At 72.0% G+C, this 14,574-nt stretch carries 14 protein-coding genes and 1 riboswitch; of the genes, 9 read left to right on the top strand and 5 right to left on the bottom strand.

Going from position 1 to position 14,574, the window contains the following annotated elements; translation table 11 throughout:
• The first annotated feature begins 6 nt into the window (after positions 1 to 6).
• Complete coding sequence (locus ABT009_RS23905) at positions 7 to 300, top strand: hypothetical protein (RefSeq protein ID WP_351298365.1); 294 nt, start codon at positions 7 to 9, stop codon at positions 298 to 300.
• 75 nt (positions 301 to 375) lie between these two features.
• Here the strand turns inward: ABT009_RS23905 and ABT009_RS23900 are convergent, their stop codons facing one another.
• The 3 genes from ABT009_RS23900 to ABT009_RS23890 are packed head-to-tail and all read right to left on the bottom strand — an operon-like array spanning position 376 to position 3,649.
• Positions 376 to 1,449, bottom strand: a complete 1,074-nt coding sequence (locus tag ABT009_RS23900; RefSeq protein WP_351298362.1) for a prenyltransferase/squalene oxidase repeat-containing protein — start codon at positions 1,447 to 1,449, stop codon at positions 376 to 378.
• Positions 1,446 to 2,216 (bottom strand): class I SAM-dependent methyltransferase, encoded by a 771-nt coding sequence (locus ABT009_RS23895; RefSeq protein WP_351298359.1) that lies wholly within the window; start codon positions 2,214 to 2,216, stop codon positions 1,446 to 1,448. The genes ABT009_RS23900 and ABT009_RS23895 overlap by 4 nt, the downstream gene beginning before the upstream one ends.
• Complete coding sequence (locus ABT009_RS23890; RefSeq protein WP_351298356.1) at positions 2,210 to 3,649, bottom strand: glycosyltransferase family 4 protein; 1,440 nt, start codon at positions 3,647 to 3,649, stop codon at positions 2,210 to 2,212. Before ABT009_RS23890 ends, ABT009_RS23895 begins: the two co-directional genes overlap by 7 nt.
• 242 nt (positions 3,650 to 3,891) lie before the next feature.
• Here ABT009_RS23890 and ABT009_RS23885 point away from each other — a divergent pair, with 242 nt between their 5' ends.
• Positions 3,892 to 4,506: a TetR family transcriptional regulator gene (locus ABT009_RS23885; RefSeq protein WP_351298353.1), complete on the top strand. Its 615-nt coding sequence runs from the start codon at positions 3,892 to 3,894 to the stop codon at positions 4,504 to 4,506.
• Between the two features lie 22 nt (positions 4,507 to 4,528).
• Here the strand turns inward: ABT009_RS23885 and ABT009_RS23880 are convergent, their stop codons facing one another.
• A complete protein-coding gene (locus ABT009_RS23880) occupies positions 4,529 to 4,762 on the bottom strand; it encodes a ferredoxin (RefSeq protein WP_351298351.1) in 234 nt (77 codons plus the stop codon).
• The gene (locus tag ABT009_RS23875; protein ID WP_351298348.1) at positions 4,762 to 6,264 is read right to left on the bottom strand and encodes an aldehyde dehydrogenase; all 1,503 of its coding nucleotides are present in this window, start codon (positions 6,262 to 6,264) and stop codon (positions 4,762 to 4,764) included. The genes ABT009_RS23880 and ABT009_RS23875 overlap by 1 nt, the downstream gene beginning before the upstream one ends.
• Before the next feature lie 318 nt (positions 6,265 to 6,582).
• Between ABT009_RS23875 and ABT009_RS23870 the strand changes: the two genes are divergently transcribed.
• From ABT009_RS23870 to ABT009_RS23840, 7 genes are all read left to right on the top strand, one after another.
• Positions 6,583 to 7,620: a Strvi_7410 family MBL fold metallo-hydrolase gene (locus ABT009_RS23870; protein ID WP_351298345.1), complete on the top strand. Its 1,038-nt coding sequence runs from the start codon at positions 6,583 to 6,585 to the stop codon at positions 7,618 to 7,620.
• Positions 7,621 to 7,690: 70 nt separating this feature from the next.
• Positions 7,691 to 7,816, top strand: a riboswitch (cobalamin riboswitch).
• A gap of 129 nt (positions 7,817 to 7,945) precedes the next feature.
• Positions 7,946 to 9,190 carry an SCO2321 family membrane protein gene (locus ABT009_RS23865; RefSeq protein ID WP_351298342.1) on the top strand — a complete coding sequence of 415 codons (1,245 nt, stop codon included), beginning with the start codon at positions 7,946 to 7,948 and terminating at the stop codon, positions 9,188 to 9,190.
• Positions 9,187 to 9,867, top strand: a complete 681-nt coding sequence (locus ABT009_RS23860; RefSeq protein WP_351298339.1) for an SCO2322 family protein — start codon at positions 9,187 to 9,189, stop codon at positions 9,865 to 9,867. The genes ABT009_RS23865 and ABT009_RS23860 overlap by 4 nt, the downstream gene beginning before the upstream one ends.
• A gap of 19 nt (positions 9,868 to 9,886) precedes the next feature.
• The gene (locus ABT009_RS23855; RefSeq protein WP_351298337.1) at positions 9,887 to 11,119 is read left to right on the top strand and encodes an energy-coupling factor transporter transmembrane component T; all 1,233 of its coding nucleotides are present in this window, start codon (positions 9,887 to 9,889) and stop codon (positions 11,117 to 11,119) included.
• On the top strand, positions 11,116 to 12,867 hold the full coding sequence (locus tag ABT009_RS23850; protein ID WP_351298334.1) for an ABC transporter ATP-binding protein: 1,752 nt from the start codon (positions 11,116 to 11,118) through the stop codon (positions 12,865 to 12,867). The genes ABT009_RS23855 and ABT009_RS23850 overlap by 4 nt, the downstream gene beginning before the upstream one ends.
• Positions 12,864 to 13,688, top strand: coding sequence for an ECF transporter S component (locus tag ABT009_RS23845; protein ID WP_351298331.1), 825 nt, complete (start codon positions 12,864 to 12,866; stop codon positions 13,686 to 13,688). Before ABT009_RS23850 ends, ABT009_RS23845 begins: the two co-directional genes overlap by 4 nt.
• A 447-nt stretch (positions 13,689 to 14,135) precedes the next feature.
• Positions 14,136 to 14,540 (top strand): aggregation-promoting factor C-terminal-like domain-containing protein, encoded by a 405-nt coding sequence (locus ABT009_RS23840; RefSeq protein ID WP_351298328.1) that lies wholly within the window; start codon positions 14,136 to 14,138, stop codon positions 14,538 to 14,540.
• Positions 14,541 to 14,574: the final 34 nt, after the last annotated feature.

Genomic DNA, 14,574 nt, shown 5'->3' with positions numbered 1-14,574 from the left:
TGGGGCATGTCCCCTCGATATCGCAACAGCGCCAATCAGGCGGGGACGGTCATCGCGATCGTCGCGGACATCATGGCCGTCATCCTCGGCCTGTGGATCCTGATGTACCTGCTGGACGCGAACCGTGCCAACGACCTGGTGCAGTTCATCCATGACGCGGCCCGCTGGCTGGCCGGCTGGTCGCACGACCTGTTCACCTTCGACGCGGCCTGGGCACGGGTCGTCGCGGGCTACGGCCTCGCGGCCGTCGTGTACCTCTTCGCCGGGCACGCGATCGCCAACCGGATACACCGACACTGACGGCCGCGGTCGTCAGCCGTACAAGGGCCTGTCCGGCCTGATACGCCGGACGGGCCCTAGCCGCAGCAGCAGACCCTAGCCGCAGCAGTCCGGGTCCAGGCCGGCCGGCAGGCGCTCCCCGCCGAACACCGCGCAGGTCGCCTCGTCCCCGCCCAGGGCCGCGACGGCGAGCAGCACGGAACCGGCCGTCCAGGTCGTCAGCTCCTGGGGCCAGATCGCCCCGTCCTCGAAGACGTAGCCGGTCCAGTACAGGCCCGACTCCGGGTCGCGCAGATGCTGGATGGACTGCAGGATCTCCAGGGCCCGGTCGGACTCGCCCGTCGCCCAGAGCGCGAGGGCGAGTTCGGCCGACTCGCCGCCGGTCACCCAGGGGTTGGGGACGACGCAGCGTACGCCGAGCCCGGGGACGACGAAGCGCTCCCAGCCCTCCTCGATACGGGACTTGGCCTCGGCGCCCGTCAGCGCGCCGCCGAGGACCGGGTAGTACCAGTCCATCGAGTAGCGGTCCTTGTCGAGGAACCGCTCCGGGTGGCGGCGTATCGCATGGCGGAGCGCCCCGACGGCCAACTCCCAGTCGGGTTGCGGCTCTTCGCGCTGCTCGGCGATGGCGAGCGCGCAGCGCAGCGCGTGGTGTACGGAGGAGGAGCCGGTGAGCAGCGCGTCCGTTACGGGCGCCCCGTCGGCCTCCCGCTTCCAGCCGATCTGGCCGCCCGGCTGCTGCAGCTGCAGCACGAACTCGACGGCCGCGAGGACCGTGGGCCACATGCGGTCGAGGAAGGTGTCGTCGCCGGTGGCGAGGTAGTGGTGCCAGACGCCCACGGCCACGTATGCGCAGAAGTTGGACTCGCTGCCGCGGTCCGTGACGTTGTGCGGGTCGCCGTCGGCGTAGGCGGCGTACCAGGAGCCGTCCGGGTTCTGGTGCCGCGCCAGCCACTCGTACGCGCGGGCGGCCGCCTCGTGTTCACCGGCGGCATCCAGCGCCATCGCCGCCTCGGTGTGGTCCCACGGGTCGAGGTGGTGCCCGCGGAACCACGGAATGGCCCCGTCCTCGCGCTGGACCGCCAGAAGGGCCCGGACGGTGGCGGCGGCCTGCTGGGCAGTGAGGACGCCGGGCAGGACGAGGTGTTCGGTCCTCTCGGGGCTTGTCACGCCTGGGCCGCCCCGGCCGCCACGCTGGTGCCCTCGGCCGCCGCGGCCTTCGGGAGGTGCGGCTTGGTGGCGTACGCGACGAAGCTCTTGCCGACGACCGGGTTCAGCAGCTGCTCGGCGAGCCGGGTGGCCAGCGGCTTCTTCATGATGTCCCAGACCAGCAGCTTGTGGTACGCGCGCACGGGCAGCGCCTTGTCGTTGTCGACACCGAACGCGCACTTCAGCCACCAGTACGGCGAGTGGAGGGCGTGTGCGTGGTGGGTGCCATAGGGCTTGAGCCCGGCCTCGCGCATCTTCGCCAGCAGCTCGTCCGCCTTGTAGATGCGGATGTGGCCGCCCTCGACCTCGTGGTAGGCGTCGCTGAGGGCCCAGCACACCTTCTCGGGGCCGTAGCGCGGGACGGTGACGGCGATCCGCCCGCCGGGCTTGAGTACGCGCACCATCTCGGCGAGCACGCCCTTGTCGTCGGGGATGTGCTCCATGACCTCGGAGATGATCACGACATCGAAGGACTCGTCGGGGAAGGGCAGCGCGAGGGCGTCCCCCTCCATCGCGGTGGCCGTCGCGCCCGCCGGGGCCTCCCCCGCCTCCTTCATCGCCGCGAACCACTTGGCGACCTCGCGGATCTCCTCACCGTTCTGGTCGAGCGCCACGACCTGCGCGCCGCGCCGGTAGCACTCGAAGGCGTGCCGTCCGGCACCGCATCCGAGGTCCAGCACACGGTCACCCGGGGCGAGCGGGAACCGGGAGAAGTCGACGGTCAGCACGTGGCCCTGCTTTCGCGGTCGGGGGTGGGGGTCGGAGTGGGGTGGGTGTCCATGAGGGTCGCGGAGCGGCCGAGGCCCGTGGCCGCGGCGCGGCCGGTGACCGGGGCGGTCGCGGAGCTGCCGATCGCCTCCCGGTACCGCTCCGCGGTACCCGCCGCCGCCCGCGCCCAAGTGAAGTGCCGCAGCACCCGCTCCCGCCCGGCGGAGCCGAGCCGCACCCGAAGCTCGGGGTCGCCCAGGAGCCGGCTGAGCCCGGCGGCCAGCGCCCCCGCGTCGCCGGGCGGCACCGCGAGGCACGTCTCGCCGTCGGCCCCGGCGACCTCCGGGATGGCTCCGCCCGTCGTCGCAACGAGGGGCGTCCCCGTCGCCATGGCCTCAGCGGCGGGCAGCGAGAACCCCTCGTACAGGGAAGGAACGCAGGCGACCTGGGCGGACCGCACGAGGTCGACGAGCTCGGCGTCGGAGATGCCCTTGACGAACTCGACGGCGCCTTCGAGCCCGTACCGCTCGATGGCCTGGGCCACCGGCCCGTCCTCGGCGCGCTTGCCGACGACGACGAGGTGCGCCGCGGGGTTCTCGGTCCGCAGCTTCGCCAGCGCCTCGATCAGGTACACGAGCCCCTTGAGCGGTACGTCCGCGCTGGAGGTCGTCACGATGCGTCCCGGCACCTCGGCCACGGAGGGGTCGGGCGAGAACAGGTCGGTGTCGGCGCCGATGTGCACGACGTGGATGCGGTCCCCGCGTACGCCGAGGTGGTCGACGATCTCCTGACGCGACGTCCCGGAGACGGTGAGCACCGACGGCAGGCGCCGGGCGACGCGCTTCTGCATGCGCGTGAACGCGTACCAGCGGCGGACGGACGCCCGCCGCTTCCAGTCCTCGGCGGCGTCCAGCTCCAGCTGCCGGTCAACGGTGATGGGGTGGTGGATGGTGGTGACGAGCGGCGCACCCAGCGCCGACACGCCGCCCAACAGCCCGTATCCGAGCGTCTGGTTGTCGTGGACGACGTCGAACTCGCCGCGCCGCGCGCGCAGATGGCGCCGGGCGCGCAGCGAGAAGGTCAGCGGCTCGGGGAACCCGCCGGTCCACATCGTGCCGACCTCGAGGGCGTCGATCCAGTCGCGGTACTCGTCGCGCTTCGGCGTGCGGAAGGGGTCCGGCTGCCGGTACAGGTCGAGGCTGGGCAGCTCGGTGAGCGTGAGGCCCTCGAGCCCCTCTCCCTCGTCGAGCACGGGGTACGGCTGGGCGCCGATCACCTCGACCTGGTGGCCGAGCCGGACGAGTTCGCGCGAGAGGTGGCGAACGTAGACGCCCTGGCCCCCGCAGAACGGATTCCCCTTGTAGGTGAGAAGTGCGATGCGCAGCGGCCGGTCACTGGCGAGGTCGGCGGCGGAGCCCGCACGAGAGCCTGCCCCCATGGCCTCAGCGGTCACTCCGGGCCCCCTTCTCACGACACTTTCACGCGAGACTACGCGTGGGCGGTAATCTAGAACAAGTTTCAGACTTGATCGCTCAAGGACCACTGAATCTACCGGCAGGTAGCGTCGCTGTGAGCGGCGGATCAGGTGATTCGCACCACGGCCCGAACGCACCGTGCTCGCGCCCTGCCATGCTGTGTCATCGCTTTTCCGTGTTCTTCCTCGCTCTTGCAGCTGAACGTCATGGAACGGGACCTATGCCTGCGGAAGTCAAGATCGCGCAAACGGCGACCCCTCCGCTCACCGAACGTCAGGAGGCGCGCCGCCGCCGGATCCTGCATGCCAGCGCGCAACTGGCGAGCAGGGGCGGCTTCGACGCGGTGCAGATGCGCGAGGTGGCCGAGTCCTCGCAGGTCGCGCTGGGCACGCTCTACCGCTACTTCCCGTCGAAGATCCATCTGCTGGTCGCCACCATGCAGGACCAGCTGCAGCACATGCACACGACGCTGCGCAAGCGCCCGCCGTCCGGCCAGTCGCCCGCCGAGCGGGTCGCCGAGACTCTGATGCGCGCCTTCCGCGCGCTCCAGCGCGAGCCGCACCTCGCGGACGCCATGGTGCGCGCCCTGACGTTCGCCGACCGCAGCGTCAGCCCCGAGGTCGACCAGGTCTCCCGCCAGACGACGGCGATCATCCTCGACGCCATGGGCATCGACGACCCGACCGCCGAGCAGCTCTCCGCGGTCCGGGTCATCGGCCATACCTGGCACTCGGCGCTCATCACCTGGCTCTCCGGCCGCGCCTCGATCGCCCAGGTCAAGATCGACATCGAGACGGTGTGCCGGCTGATCGACATCACCTCGCCACCGAAGTGACCCAGTGACCGGGTGACCGGGGCTACTCCTCGGGCGGGAAGACCGGCTCCCCCGACCCGAGGAGCGTGATCGTGATCGCCTCCACCGGGCAGCCCTCCGCCGCCGCGAGCACCCGCTCGTTCGCGTCCGTGTCCGGGTCCACGGGGTGGGACTGGCGGGCGGAGTCGAGGCGGAAGCCGTCCGGGGCGTGGTTCAGGCACATCGCGGCGCCGATGCAGAGGGAACGGTCGACCTCCACGTGCCAGCGGTCGCCCATCAGGCCTCCGCTCCCTCGTCCGCAGCGACGGCAGTGCCAGTGGCAGGCGACTCGTACCCGGCGGGCAAGTGGATCATCTTGTGCTCCAGGTACTCGCCGTACCCCTCGGGCCCGAACTCCCGCCCGAGCCCGGAGTTCTTGTAGCCGCCGAACGGGCCGAGCATGTCGAGGCTGAAGGTGTTGACGGAGTAGGTGCCCGTGCGGACCCGGCGGGCGATGTCGATGCCGTGGGCCACGTCGGCCGTCCAGACGCTGCCGCTCAGCCCGTAGTCGGAGTCGTTGGCGATCTTCACGGCCTCGGTCTCGTCGCCGTACGGGAGGAGGCAGACGACCGGCCCGAAGATCTCCTCGCGGGCGATCCGCATGGAGTTGTCGACATCGCCGAAGAGCGTCGGTTCGACGTACCAACCGCGCTCCAGGCCTGCCGGACGCCCGCCTCCCGTGAGGACTTTGGCGCCCTCTTCCTGCCCGATGCGGATGTAGTCGAGGTTGCGCTGCTGCTGCCGCCGGGCGACGAGCGGGCCGACCTGGGTGGCCGGGTCGAGCGGGTCGCCGACCACGAGAGCGCTCGCCGCGGCGGCGAAGGCGTCGGCGAACTCGTCGTAGCGGGAGCGCGGCACGAGGATGCGGGTCTGGGCTACGCAGGCCTGGCCGTTGTTCATCCAGGCGGCCGAGACGATGCCCTGCACGGTCGCCTCCAGGTCGGCGTCCGGCAGGATCACCGCTGCCGACTTGCCGCCCAGCTCCAGCGTCACGCGCGTGAGGTTGCGCGATGCGACCTCCATGACGCGTTTACCGCCGCCGACGGACCCGGTGAAGGACACCTTGTCGACACCGGGGTGTCCGACCAGGTACTCGCTCACCTCGCGGTCCGCCGGAAGGATCGACAGGACGCCATCCGGCAGCCCGGCCTCCTTGACGATCTCACCGAGGACATACGCGTCGAGGGGCGACTCGGGCGACGGCTTCAGGACCGCGGTGCAGCCGGCGAGCAGCGCCGGCGCCAGCTTGGCGGCGGCCGTGAACTGCGGGACGTTCCACGGCACCACGGCCGCCACGACGCCGACGGGCTCCCGCCGGACGAGGATCTTCCCGAGGACGCCGTCCCGCTCCTCCTCGTATGTGAAGGAGCGCGCGACCGTGATCGCGGCGTCCCACACCATCATCGCGCCGAGCGCCTGCCCGAGGACGCTCCAGGAGTACGGGGAGCCGTTCTCGGAGGAGATGATGCGGGCGATCTCCTCGTGGCGTACCGCCACGGCGTCCTTGATCCGGGTGACGACCTCGATCCGCTCGTCGAGCGTCATCCTCGGCCAGGGCCCCTCGTCGAACGCCCTGCGCGCGGCGGCGACCGCGCGGTCGACATCCGCGGGCGCGGCATGCGGCACGCGGCCGATGACCTCTTCGGTGTGCGGCGAGACCACCTCGATGACGTCCTTGCCGAGGGGGTCGGTCAACTCCCCGCCGATGAACAGCTGTCCGTGTTCCACGAGCTCGGTCATGGCCGACTGCCTCCTGGGGGGCTGGGCGACGATCCTGGGTGATCTCGGCTGGTCCCGGCTGATCGCGGTTGATCGCGGGTTCTCCCGGTGATCCCGGTCGACGATCACATCTCCTGACGCTGTTTCAGAACTGATACCAGTTCTAGTGGGAGGAGTCCATGGGATCCACCGGCATCGGGCGGACGTCGCCGGAGCCGCACCCGGCGGGAACTGCGGCCACCAATGGAACGGGTTCTACTACAGTGAGAGCGAGATGACACATGGTCCATGGCAACGCAGCCCGGCCGACGAGGAATTGACGATGCGTAAGGGGATCCGATGACAAGGGTGACCGACCACGGCGCCGGCGTGCAGTCCATCCAGGTCCCCATTCCGGACAACCCTCTCGGCCACACCCTGGTGTACCTCATCGACACCGACCGGGGACCGGTGCTGATCGACACCGGCTGGGACGACCCGGCCTCCTGGGACACCCTCGCGGGCGGCCTGACGGCATGCGGCACCTCGGCCGCGGAGATCCACGGGGTCGTCATCACCCACCACCACCCCGACCACCACGGCCTGTCCGCCAGGGTCCGCGAGGCCTCCGGCGCCTGGATCGCCATGCACGCGGCGGACGCCTCCGTCGTACGCCGCACCCGCGAGAACCCCGCCGACCGCTGGTATGCCTACATGACCGGCAAACTCATCGCCGCCGGCGCCCCCGAGGAGCATGTGGCACCGCTGCTCGCCGTCCGCGCCTCCGGCCGGATGCCCGCCCTGCCGGGCTTCGACGCGGCCGTCCCCGACCGCGACATCACCCCCGGCGAGCTCCTCGACCTGCCCGGCCGCCGCCTCCGCGCGATCTGGACCCCGGGCCACACCCCCGGCCACGTCTGCCTGCACCTGGAGGAGAACCACCCGGCGGGCCTCCCCGGCCGCGGCCGCCTCTTCTCCGGCGACCACCTGCTCCCCGAGATCACCCCGCACATCGGCCTGTACGAGGACCCGGACGACGCCACAGTCACCGACCCCCTGGGCGATTACCTGGACTCCCTGGAACGGATCGGTCGCCTGGGTGCGGCAGAGATCCTCCCCGCCCACCAGCACGCCTTCACGGGAGCCGCATCCCGCGTACGCGAGCTGCTGGCCCACCACGAGGCCCGCCTCACCGACCTCCTGACCCACCTCACCCAGCCCCTCACGCCCTGGCAGCTGGCCGAGCGCATGGAGTGGAACCGCCCCTGGGACCAGATCCCCCACGGCTCCCGGAACATCGCGGTCTCGGAGGCGGAGGCCCATCTGCGCCGCCTGGTGAAGCTGGGGCGGGCGGAGGCTGTGGCGGGGAGTGATCCGGTGGCTTATGTGGCGGTGTGAGCGGCACTGCCCGCCTTCGGTGGGCAGGGTCCAGATTCCTACCAGCCGGTAAGCGGGGCTGAGCGGGCCGGTAAAGTAGCCCGTCGTCATCATGCTCGTACAGGGGGAAGCCGGTGGGAATCCGGCGCTGACCCGCAGCCGTAAGCCTCCCCTTCGGGGTGGCGAGCCGGAATGCCCTGTGCGACGTGCATGGCTCCTGTCGCCGGCGCAGCCGGTGACCGGCACCGTCGAGGCATACGGAGCCGGAGCCGCCGGTGCCCGCGTGTGCCGTGCTGCCCGGCTCCCCGCAGGGAACCGAGAATCAGCAGAGAGGCACCCGCCGATCATGAACGTTCGCCGCAGCGCCGCGGTACTGGCAGCCGTCGCCGTGATCAGCACGGCAGCGGCTCCGGCCGCCCTCGCGGACGAGGCGTCCCCGTCGCCGTCCGTCGCGCTCCCCTCCGGGCTCTACGGCACGTCCGACCCGACGTACGACGGCGTGTGGCGGCAGTCGCTCGCGCTGCTCGCGCAGGACACCGTGGGCGTGAAGCCCGCCACGAAAACCGTCGACTGGCTTGTGGGGCAGCAGTGCACGGAGGGCGGCTTCGCTGCGTACCGGGCCGACGCCGACAAGGCCTGCGACGCCAAGACGATGCTCGACAGCAACTCCACCGCGGCCGCCGTCCAGGCGCTCGTCGCGCTCGGTGGGCACGATGGGCAGGTCGGCAAGGCCGTGACGTGGCTGAAGTCCGTGCAGAACGAGGACGGCGGCTGGGGCTACGCGGCCGGCGGCGCGAGCGACACCAACTCCACGGGCATCGTCGTCGGCGCGCTGGCCGCCGCGGGTGAGAAGCCGGCGGAGGTCACGTCGTCGAAGGGCGGCAAGTCCCCGTACGACGCGCTCGTGAAGCTGGCCGTCCCGTGCGACGACAAGGGCGGCGGCGCCTTCGCGTACCAGCCCGACAAGAAGGGCAAGCTGGCGGCCAATGCGGACGCCACGGCCGCGGGTGTGCTGGGCGGGCTCGGCAAGGGGCTCGTAACGACGGCCGGAAAGACGCAGGACGGCGACGACTGCAGCGACAGCGGCACCCTCACGGCCGGGCAGGCCGCCGGCAACGGCGCCGCGTACCTCGTCGGCGCCCTCACCGACGGCAGCTACCTGAAGTCGTCCCTCGCCGGCGCCGAGGACCAGCCCGACTACTCCAACACCGCCGACGCGGTCGTCGCGCTCGCCGCCGCGGGCCGCACCGCCGACACCAGGAAGCCGCTCGCCTGGCTGGAGAAGAACTCCGCCGACTGGGCCGCGCAGAGCGGGCCGGCGGCGTACGCCCAGCTGATCTTCGCGGCCCACGCGGCCGGCGCGGACCCGAGCGAGTTCGGCGGGCAGGACCTGGTGCGGCAGCTGAACGCCACAGGACCCGCCCCGCAGGCGACTGACAGCAGCGGCAAGGCGGACAAGGCCACCGAGGGCGAGAAGAAGGACGACGGCGACAGCGGTCTCGGTGTCTGGTGGATCATCGGCGTCGGGCTCGTCGCCGGTATCGGCATCGGCTTCCTGCTCAGCGGCCGTAACAAGAAGCAGCAGCTGTGACACGGCGCCGGCTCGCCGCCCCGGCTCTCGGCCTGCTTACCGTGCTGAGCGTCCTGCTCGGTGCGGGGCAGGCGCAGGCCGTCGGTTACCGCTACTGGTCGTTCTGGGAGCGGGACGGCGGCGCATGGGCGTACGCCACGCAGGGGCCGTCGTTCGTGCGGCCTGAGGACGGGGCCGTGCAGGGCTTCCGGTTCGCGGTGAGCGAGGACTCGCAGGACTCCTCGAAGCCGCGCGTGGACGCCGGGTTCGCCGCGATCTGCGCGGACACCCCGGCGAAGGACGGCACCAAGCGGGTCGCGCTCGTCCTCGACTTCGGCACGGCCGAGGACGCGCCCGACGGCGAGACGCCGCCGAAGCCGCGTACCGCCTGTGCGCGGGTCGCCGAGGACGCGACCACCGCCGACGCGCTCGCCGCCGTCGCTCGGCCACTGCGGTACGACAGCAACGCGCTGATGTGCGCCATCGCGGGCTACCCGGAGACGGGGTGCGGCGAGCAGGTGTCGTCCGGTTCCGGCGAGCGTCCCGCCTCCTCTCCGGCAGCGGATTCCACGTCCACGTCCGCTTCGGACGGTGGGGAGGGTGACGGCGGTCCCTCGGTGGGCCTTGTCGGCGGCCTCGCCGCCGTCGTCCTGCTCGGCGCCGCCGCCGTCTGGCAGGCGCGCCGTCGCCGCGGCTGAAACCGGGGCGGCCACGACGATGACCACCGGCGAGCGCACGCCACGCGGCGGCGGAGCACCCGACCCGCGGCGGCCGACGGCACAGCAGGCGGCCGCGCCCCGCCGCGGGCTCGCCCCTCAGGCGAACCGCGGCAACGCCCTGCATCCCGGCGCCTGGTGGATCTGGGCGCTCGGGCTCGGCACCGCGGCGTCGCGCACCACGAACCCGTTGCTGCTCGCACTCCTCATCGGAGTTGCGGGGTACGTCGTCGCGGCGCGGCGGACGGAGGCGCCCTGGGCGCGCTCCTACGGGGCGTTCGTCAGGCTCGGGCTGGTGGTGGTCGGGATCCGGCTGGTGTTCGCCGTGTTCCTCGGATCGCCGATTCCCGGCACGCACACCGTCGTCAGCCTGCCCGAAATCCCGCTTCCCGACTGGGCGCAGGGCATACGCATCGGCGGCCGAGTGACCGCCGAGTCCCTGGTCTTCGCGCTGTACGACGGATTGAAGCTCGCCACGCTGCTGATCTGCGTGGGCGCCGCCAACGCTCTCGCCAATCCGGCGCGGCTGCTCAAGTCGCTGCCCGGTGCCCTGTACGAGGCGGGCGTCGCCGTCGTCGTCGCGCTCACCTTCGCGCCGCATCTCATCGCGGATGTGCAGCGGTTGCGGGCCGCGCGGCGGCTGCGCGGGCGGCCGGACCGCGGCCTGCGGGGCCTGTTGCAGGTCGGACTGCCGGTTCTGGAGGGCGCGTTGGAGCGCTCGGTGGCGCTGGCGGCCGCGATGGACGCGCGCGGGTACGGGCGGACCGCCCAGGTACCGGACGCCGTCCGGCGCACCACCGCCGTGCTCACCCTGGGCGGACTCATCGGGGTGTGCGCCGGAACGTACGGACTGCTCACCGCGGAGGGCACGTCCTACGGCCTGCCCGTGCTGTTCGCCGGGCTCGTGGCCGCGCTGGCCGGACTGTGGCTGGGCGGCCGGCGGTCCGTGCGCACCCGGTACCGGCCGGACGCCTGGGGTGTCAGGGCCTGGCTGGTCGCCGCTTCGGGGATGGCGGTCGCGGCGGTGCTGATCGTCTCCGCCTCGTACGACCCCGCGGCCCTCCGTCCCGGCGTCGTACCGCTGTCCGCGCCCACGCTGCCGCTGCTGCCCGCGGCGGCGGTGCTGCTGGGGCTGCTTCCGGCGCTCGTGGCACCCGCGCCCGCGCCGCGCGCCTCGGCCCTTTCGGAAGCCTCCCCCGCACCCCGGCCAGCCCTCTCCAAGGAACCCTCATGATCCGTTTCGAGGATGTCTCCGTGACGTACGAAGGCGCCTCCGCGCCCACCGTACGCGGGGTCGAACTCACCGTTCCCGAGGGCGAGTTGGTGCTGGTCGTCGGGCCGTCCGGGGTCGGGAAGTCGACGTTGCTCGGGACCGTCAGCGGGCTGGTGCCGCACTTCACGGGCGGCACGCTGCGCGGCCGCGTCACCGTGGCCGGCCGGGACACCCGTACCCACAAGCCCCGTGAACTCGCCGACGTCGTCGGGACCGTGGGCCAGGACCCGCTCTCCCACTTCGTGACGGACACGGTCGAGGACGAACTCGCGTACGGCATGGAGTCGCTGGGCCTGTCGCCGGACGTGATGCGCCGGCGCGTCGAGGAGACGCTCGATCTGCTCGGCCTCGCCGATCTGCGCGACCGGCCCATCGCCACGCTGTCCGGCGGGCAGCAGCAGCGCGTGGCCATCGGCTCCGTCCTCACCCCGCATCCGCGGGTGCTGGTCCTCGACGAGCCGACGTCCGCCCTCGACCCCGCGGCGGCGGAGGAGGTCCTCTCCGTGCTGCAACGGCTCGTCCACGACCTCGGTACGACCGTGCTCATGGCCGAGCACCGGCTGGAACGGGTCGTGCAGTACGCGGACCAGGTCCTGCTGCTCGCCGAACCGGGTGCGGCGCCCGTGCTCGGTGCGCCCGCCGAGATGATGGCCGTCTCGCCCGTGTACCCGCCGGTGGTGGACCTCGGGCGGCTCGCCGGCTGGTCGCCCCTGCCGCTCACGGTGCGGGACGCCCGGCGGCGGGCCGGGGCGCTGCGGGAACGGCTGTCGGGGCTCGCGCCGGCGCCGTCCCGCGACCGTACGGACCGGGCCCACCCCGACCCCACGCTGCCGTCCCGGCCCGCCTCGGAGACGCGCCGAGCTCGCCCACGGCTCGCGTTGTGGCGGCGCCGGAACGGCAAGCGCGACGTACCGGAGGTGCCCGCGATGCCGGGCGCCGAGCCCCTCGCCGTCGTCGAGCCCGTCGCCGTCGTCGAGGGGCTCGGCGTGCGGCGCGGCAGGATCGAGGCGTTGCGCCGCGTGGACTTCTCCACCGTCCCCGGTGAGACGGTGGCGCTGATGGGCCGCAACGGCGCCGGGAAGTCCACCCTTCTGTCCACGCTCGTCGGCCTGGTCGCCCCCACGTCGGGCTCGGTGCGGGTCGGCGGCCTGGTACCGCACCGTGCGGGGCCGCGTGAGCTGGTCCGGCGCGTCGGTCTCGTACCGCAGGAGCCGCGCGATCTGCTGTACGCCGACACCGTGGCCGCCGAGTGCGCGGCCGCCGACGGCGACGCGGGCGCGGCGGCCGGTACGTGCCGGGCACTGGTGTCCGAGCTGCTGCCGGGCATCGCGGACGACACGCATCCGCGGGACCTCTCGGAGGGGCAGCGGCTCGCACTCGCCCTGGCCGTGGTGCTCACGGCCCGGCCGCCGCTGCTGCTCCTCGACGAGCCGACCCGCGGTCTCGACTACGCGGCGAAGGCCCGGCTGGTCTCCGTCCTGCGGGGGCTGGCCGCCGAGGGCCACGCCATCGTGCTGGCCACGCACGATGTGGAACTCGCGGCCGAACTGGCCGACCGGGTCGTCATCCTGGCAGACGGGGAGATCGTGGCGGACGGCCCGACTGCCGAAGTCGTCGTGTCGTCACCTTCCTTCGCACCCCAGGTCACCAAGGTGCTCGCGCCGCAGCAGTGGCTGACGGTGTCCCAGGTCAGGGAGGTGCTGGCATGACCGGGCGCCGGGTCCGGGCCGTCCGCCTGGGACCCCGTTCCGTGGGCGCTCTCACGCTCGTCAGTGCCGTCGGCATCGCCGCCTTCGGATGGCCCCTGTTCGCCGAGGCCGGCTCGGGCCTCAGCGCGCACGCACAGGACGCACCCTGGCTGTTCGCGGCGCTGCTCGTGCTGCTCGTGGGGGTCGTCGCGGCGACCGTCTCGGAGTCGGGTCTCGGCCCGAAGGCGGTGGCCATGCTGGGTGTACTGGCCGCCACCGGCGCGGCGCTGCGGCCGATCGGCGCGGGGACGGCCGGGATCGAGCCCATGTTCTTCCTCATGGTGCTCAGCGGCCGGGTGCTCGGGCCCGGTTTCGGGTTCGTACTGGGCGCCGTGACGATGTTCGCCTCGGCCCTGCTGACGGGTGGCGTCGGCCCGTGGATGCCGTTCCAGATGCTGTCGATGGCCTGGTTCACGATGGGGGCCGGTCTGCTGCCGGGCCCGGACCGGCTGCGCGGGCGCGGCGAATTGCTGATGCTCGCCGCGTACGGGTTCGTGGCGTCCTTCGGCTACGGGACGATCATGAATCTGGCGGGCTGGCCGTTCATGGACTCGCTCACGTCGAGCGTCGCGTTCGACCCGGACGGCACACTCGCCGGGAATCTGGCGCGCTTCCTCGCGTATTGCCTGGCCACGTCGCTCGGCTGGGACCTGGGCCGGGCCGCGGTGACCGTGGTGCTCACCCTGACCCTCGGCCCCGCCCTGCTCAAGGCGCTCCGCCGCGCCACGCGGCGGGCCGCTTTCGAGGCGTCGGTCACATTCGAGGCGCCTCGCCACTCGTAGCCATGGGAACTGCGTCACATACGACTTGGGTCGTCTGTCACATTTCGCCTGATTCGCCACATGCGGAGCGTTCAACTTCGCGCGCGATCCGTCACACAAGAGGTCCCGAGGCAGTGAGGCGGGACACGTGGCCTTGGTCACTTACTAGGCAGATTCGTAGGCCAATCCCATGACATGAACGCAGCATTCCAGTCCCTGACCTGCGGATTGAGAGCCGGGTCACACAAAGGACTTTCTTCTCAAATGCGACTCCCACTAGTAAAAGGGGTACTTGCCGCGGCCTGACAGGCCTGTTTCTCTGGATGAGTCGCACGGCGCCGACGTGCCCACCACGGGCCGCGGCGCCGACGCATTCCCCCCGCCTTCCGCACGGCTCCCGTGTGTGGTCGTGGCCTGCGTGCGACTGTCCCGCTCCCGACGAAGAGGTTCCCCCCTGTGATCGTCTCCATGTTCCGCCGCGTTTCCCCGAAGAAGGCCCTCACCGGTGCCGCCGTGGCCGCCGCCACCACCGGCATGCTGTTCGCCGCCGCTCCCGCCCAGGCCGCCCCGGCGTCGGCGTCCGCCGCCAAGGCCCAGTCGATCGCGCACAAGATGATCCCGAACGCGGCGCAGTACCAGGCCTTCAGCAAGATCGTGGAGCACGAGAGCGGCTGGAACGTCAAGGCGACGAACGCGTCCTCCGGTGCCTACGGTCTCGTCCAGGCGCTGCCGGGCTCGAAGATGGCCTCCGCGGGCTCGGACTGGAAGACCAACCCCGAGACCCAGATCGAGTGGGGTCTCGACTACATGAACTCGCGTTACGGCAGCCCGGTCGGCGCGTGGAACTTCTGGCAGTCGCACGGCTGGTACTGAGCCGCGGACATACTGAGTCGCGGACCGCTCCCGC

Source organism: Streptomyces sp. NPDC002896 (assembly GCF_040295225.1).
Lineage (GTDB): Bacteria > Actinomycetota > Actinomycetes > Streptomycetales > Streptomycetaceae > Streptomyces.
The sequence above is the reverse complement of the archived record's forward strand: the minus strand, read 5'-3'. Positions and strand labels throughout refer to the sequence as shown.

What these genes read in the sequence shown, in the direction of transcription:
- ABT009_RS23840 (WP_351298328.1), top strand. Translation starts at nt 14,136, where the DNA reads ATGTTCCGCCGCGTTTCCCCGAAGAAGGCCCTCACCGGTGCCGCCGTG.
- ABT009_RS23850 (WP_351298334.1), top strand. Translation starts at nt 11,116, where the DNA reads ATGATCCGTTTCGAGGATGTCTCCGTGACGTACGAAGGCGCCTCCGCG.
- ABT009_RS23905 (WP_351298365.1), top strand. Translation starts at nt 7, where the DNA reads ATGTCCCCTCGATATCGCAACAGCGCCAATCAGGCGGGGACGGTCATC.
- ABT009_RS23880 (WP_351298351.1), bottom strand. Translation starts at nt 4,762, where the DNA reads ATGGGCGACCGCTGGCACGTGGAGGTCGACCGTTCCCTCTGCATCGGC.
- ABT009_RS23845 (WP_351298331.1), top strand. Translation starts at nt 12,864, where the DNA reads ATGACCGGGCGCCGGGTCCGGGCCGTCCGCCTGGGACCCCGTTCCGTG.
- ABT009_RS23855 (WP_351298337.1), top strand. Translation starts at nt 9,887, where the DNA reads ATGACCACCGGCGAGCGCACGCCACGCGGCGGCGGAGCACCCGACCCG.
- ABT009_RS23870 (WP_351298345.1), top strand. Translation starts at nt 6,583, where the DNA reads ATGACAAGGGTGACCGACCACGGCGCCGGCGTGCAGTCCATCCAGGTC.
- ABT009_RS23885 (WP_351298353.1), top strand. Translation starts at nt 3,892, where the DNA reads ATGCCTGCGGAAGTCAAGATCGCGCAAACGGCGACCCCTCCGCTCACC.
- ABT009_RS23865 (WP_351298342.1), top strand. Translation starts at nt 7,946, where the DNA reads ATGAACGTTCGCCGCAGCGCCGCGGTACTGGCAGCCGTCGCCGTGATC.
- ABT009_RS23875 (WP_351298348.1), bottom strand. Translation starts at nt 6,264, where the DNA reads ATGACCGAGCTCGTGGAACACGGACAGCTGTTCATCGGCGGGGAGTTG.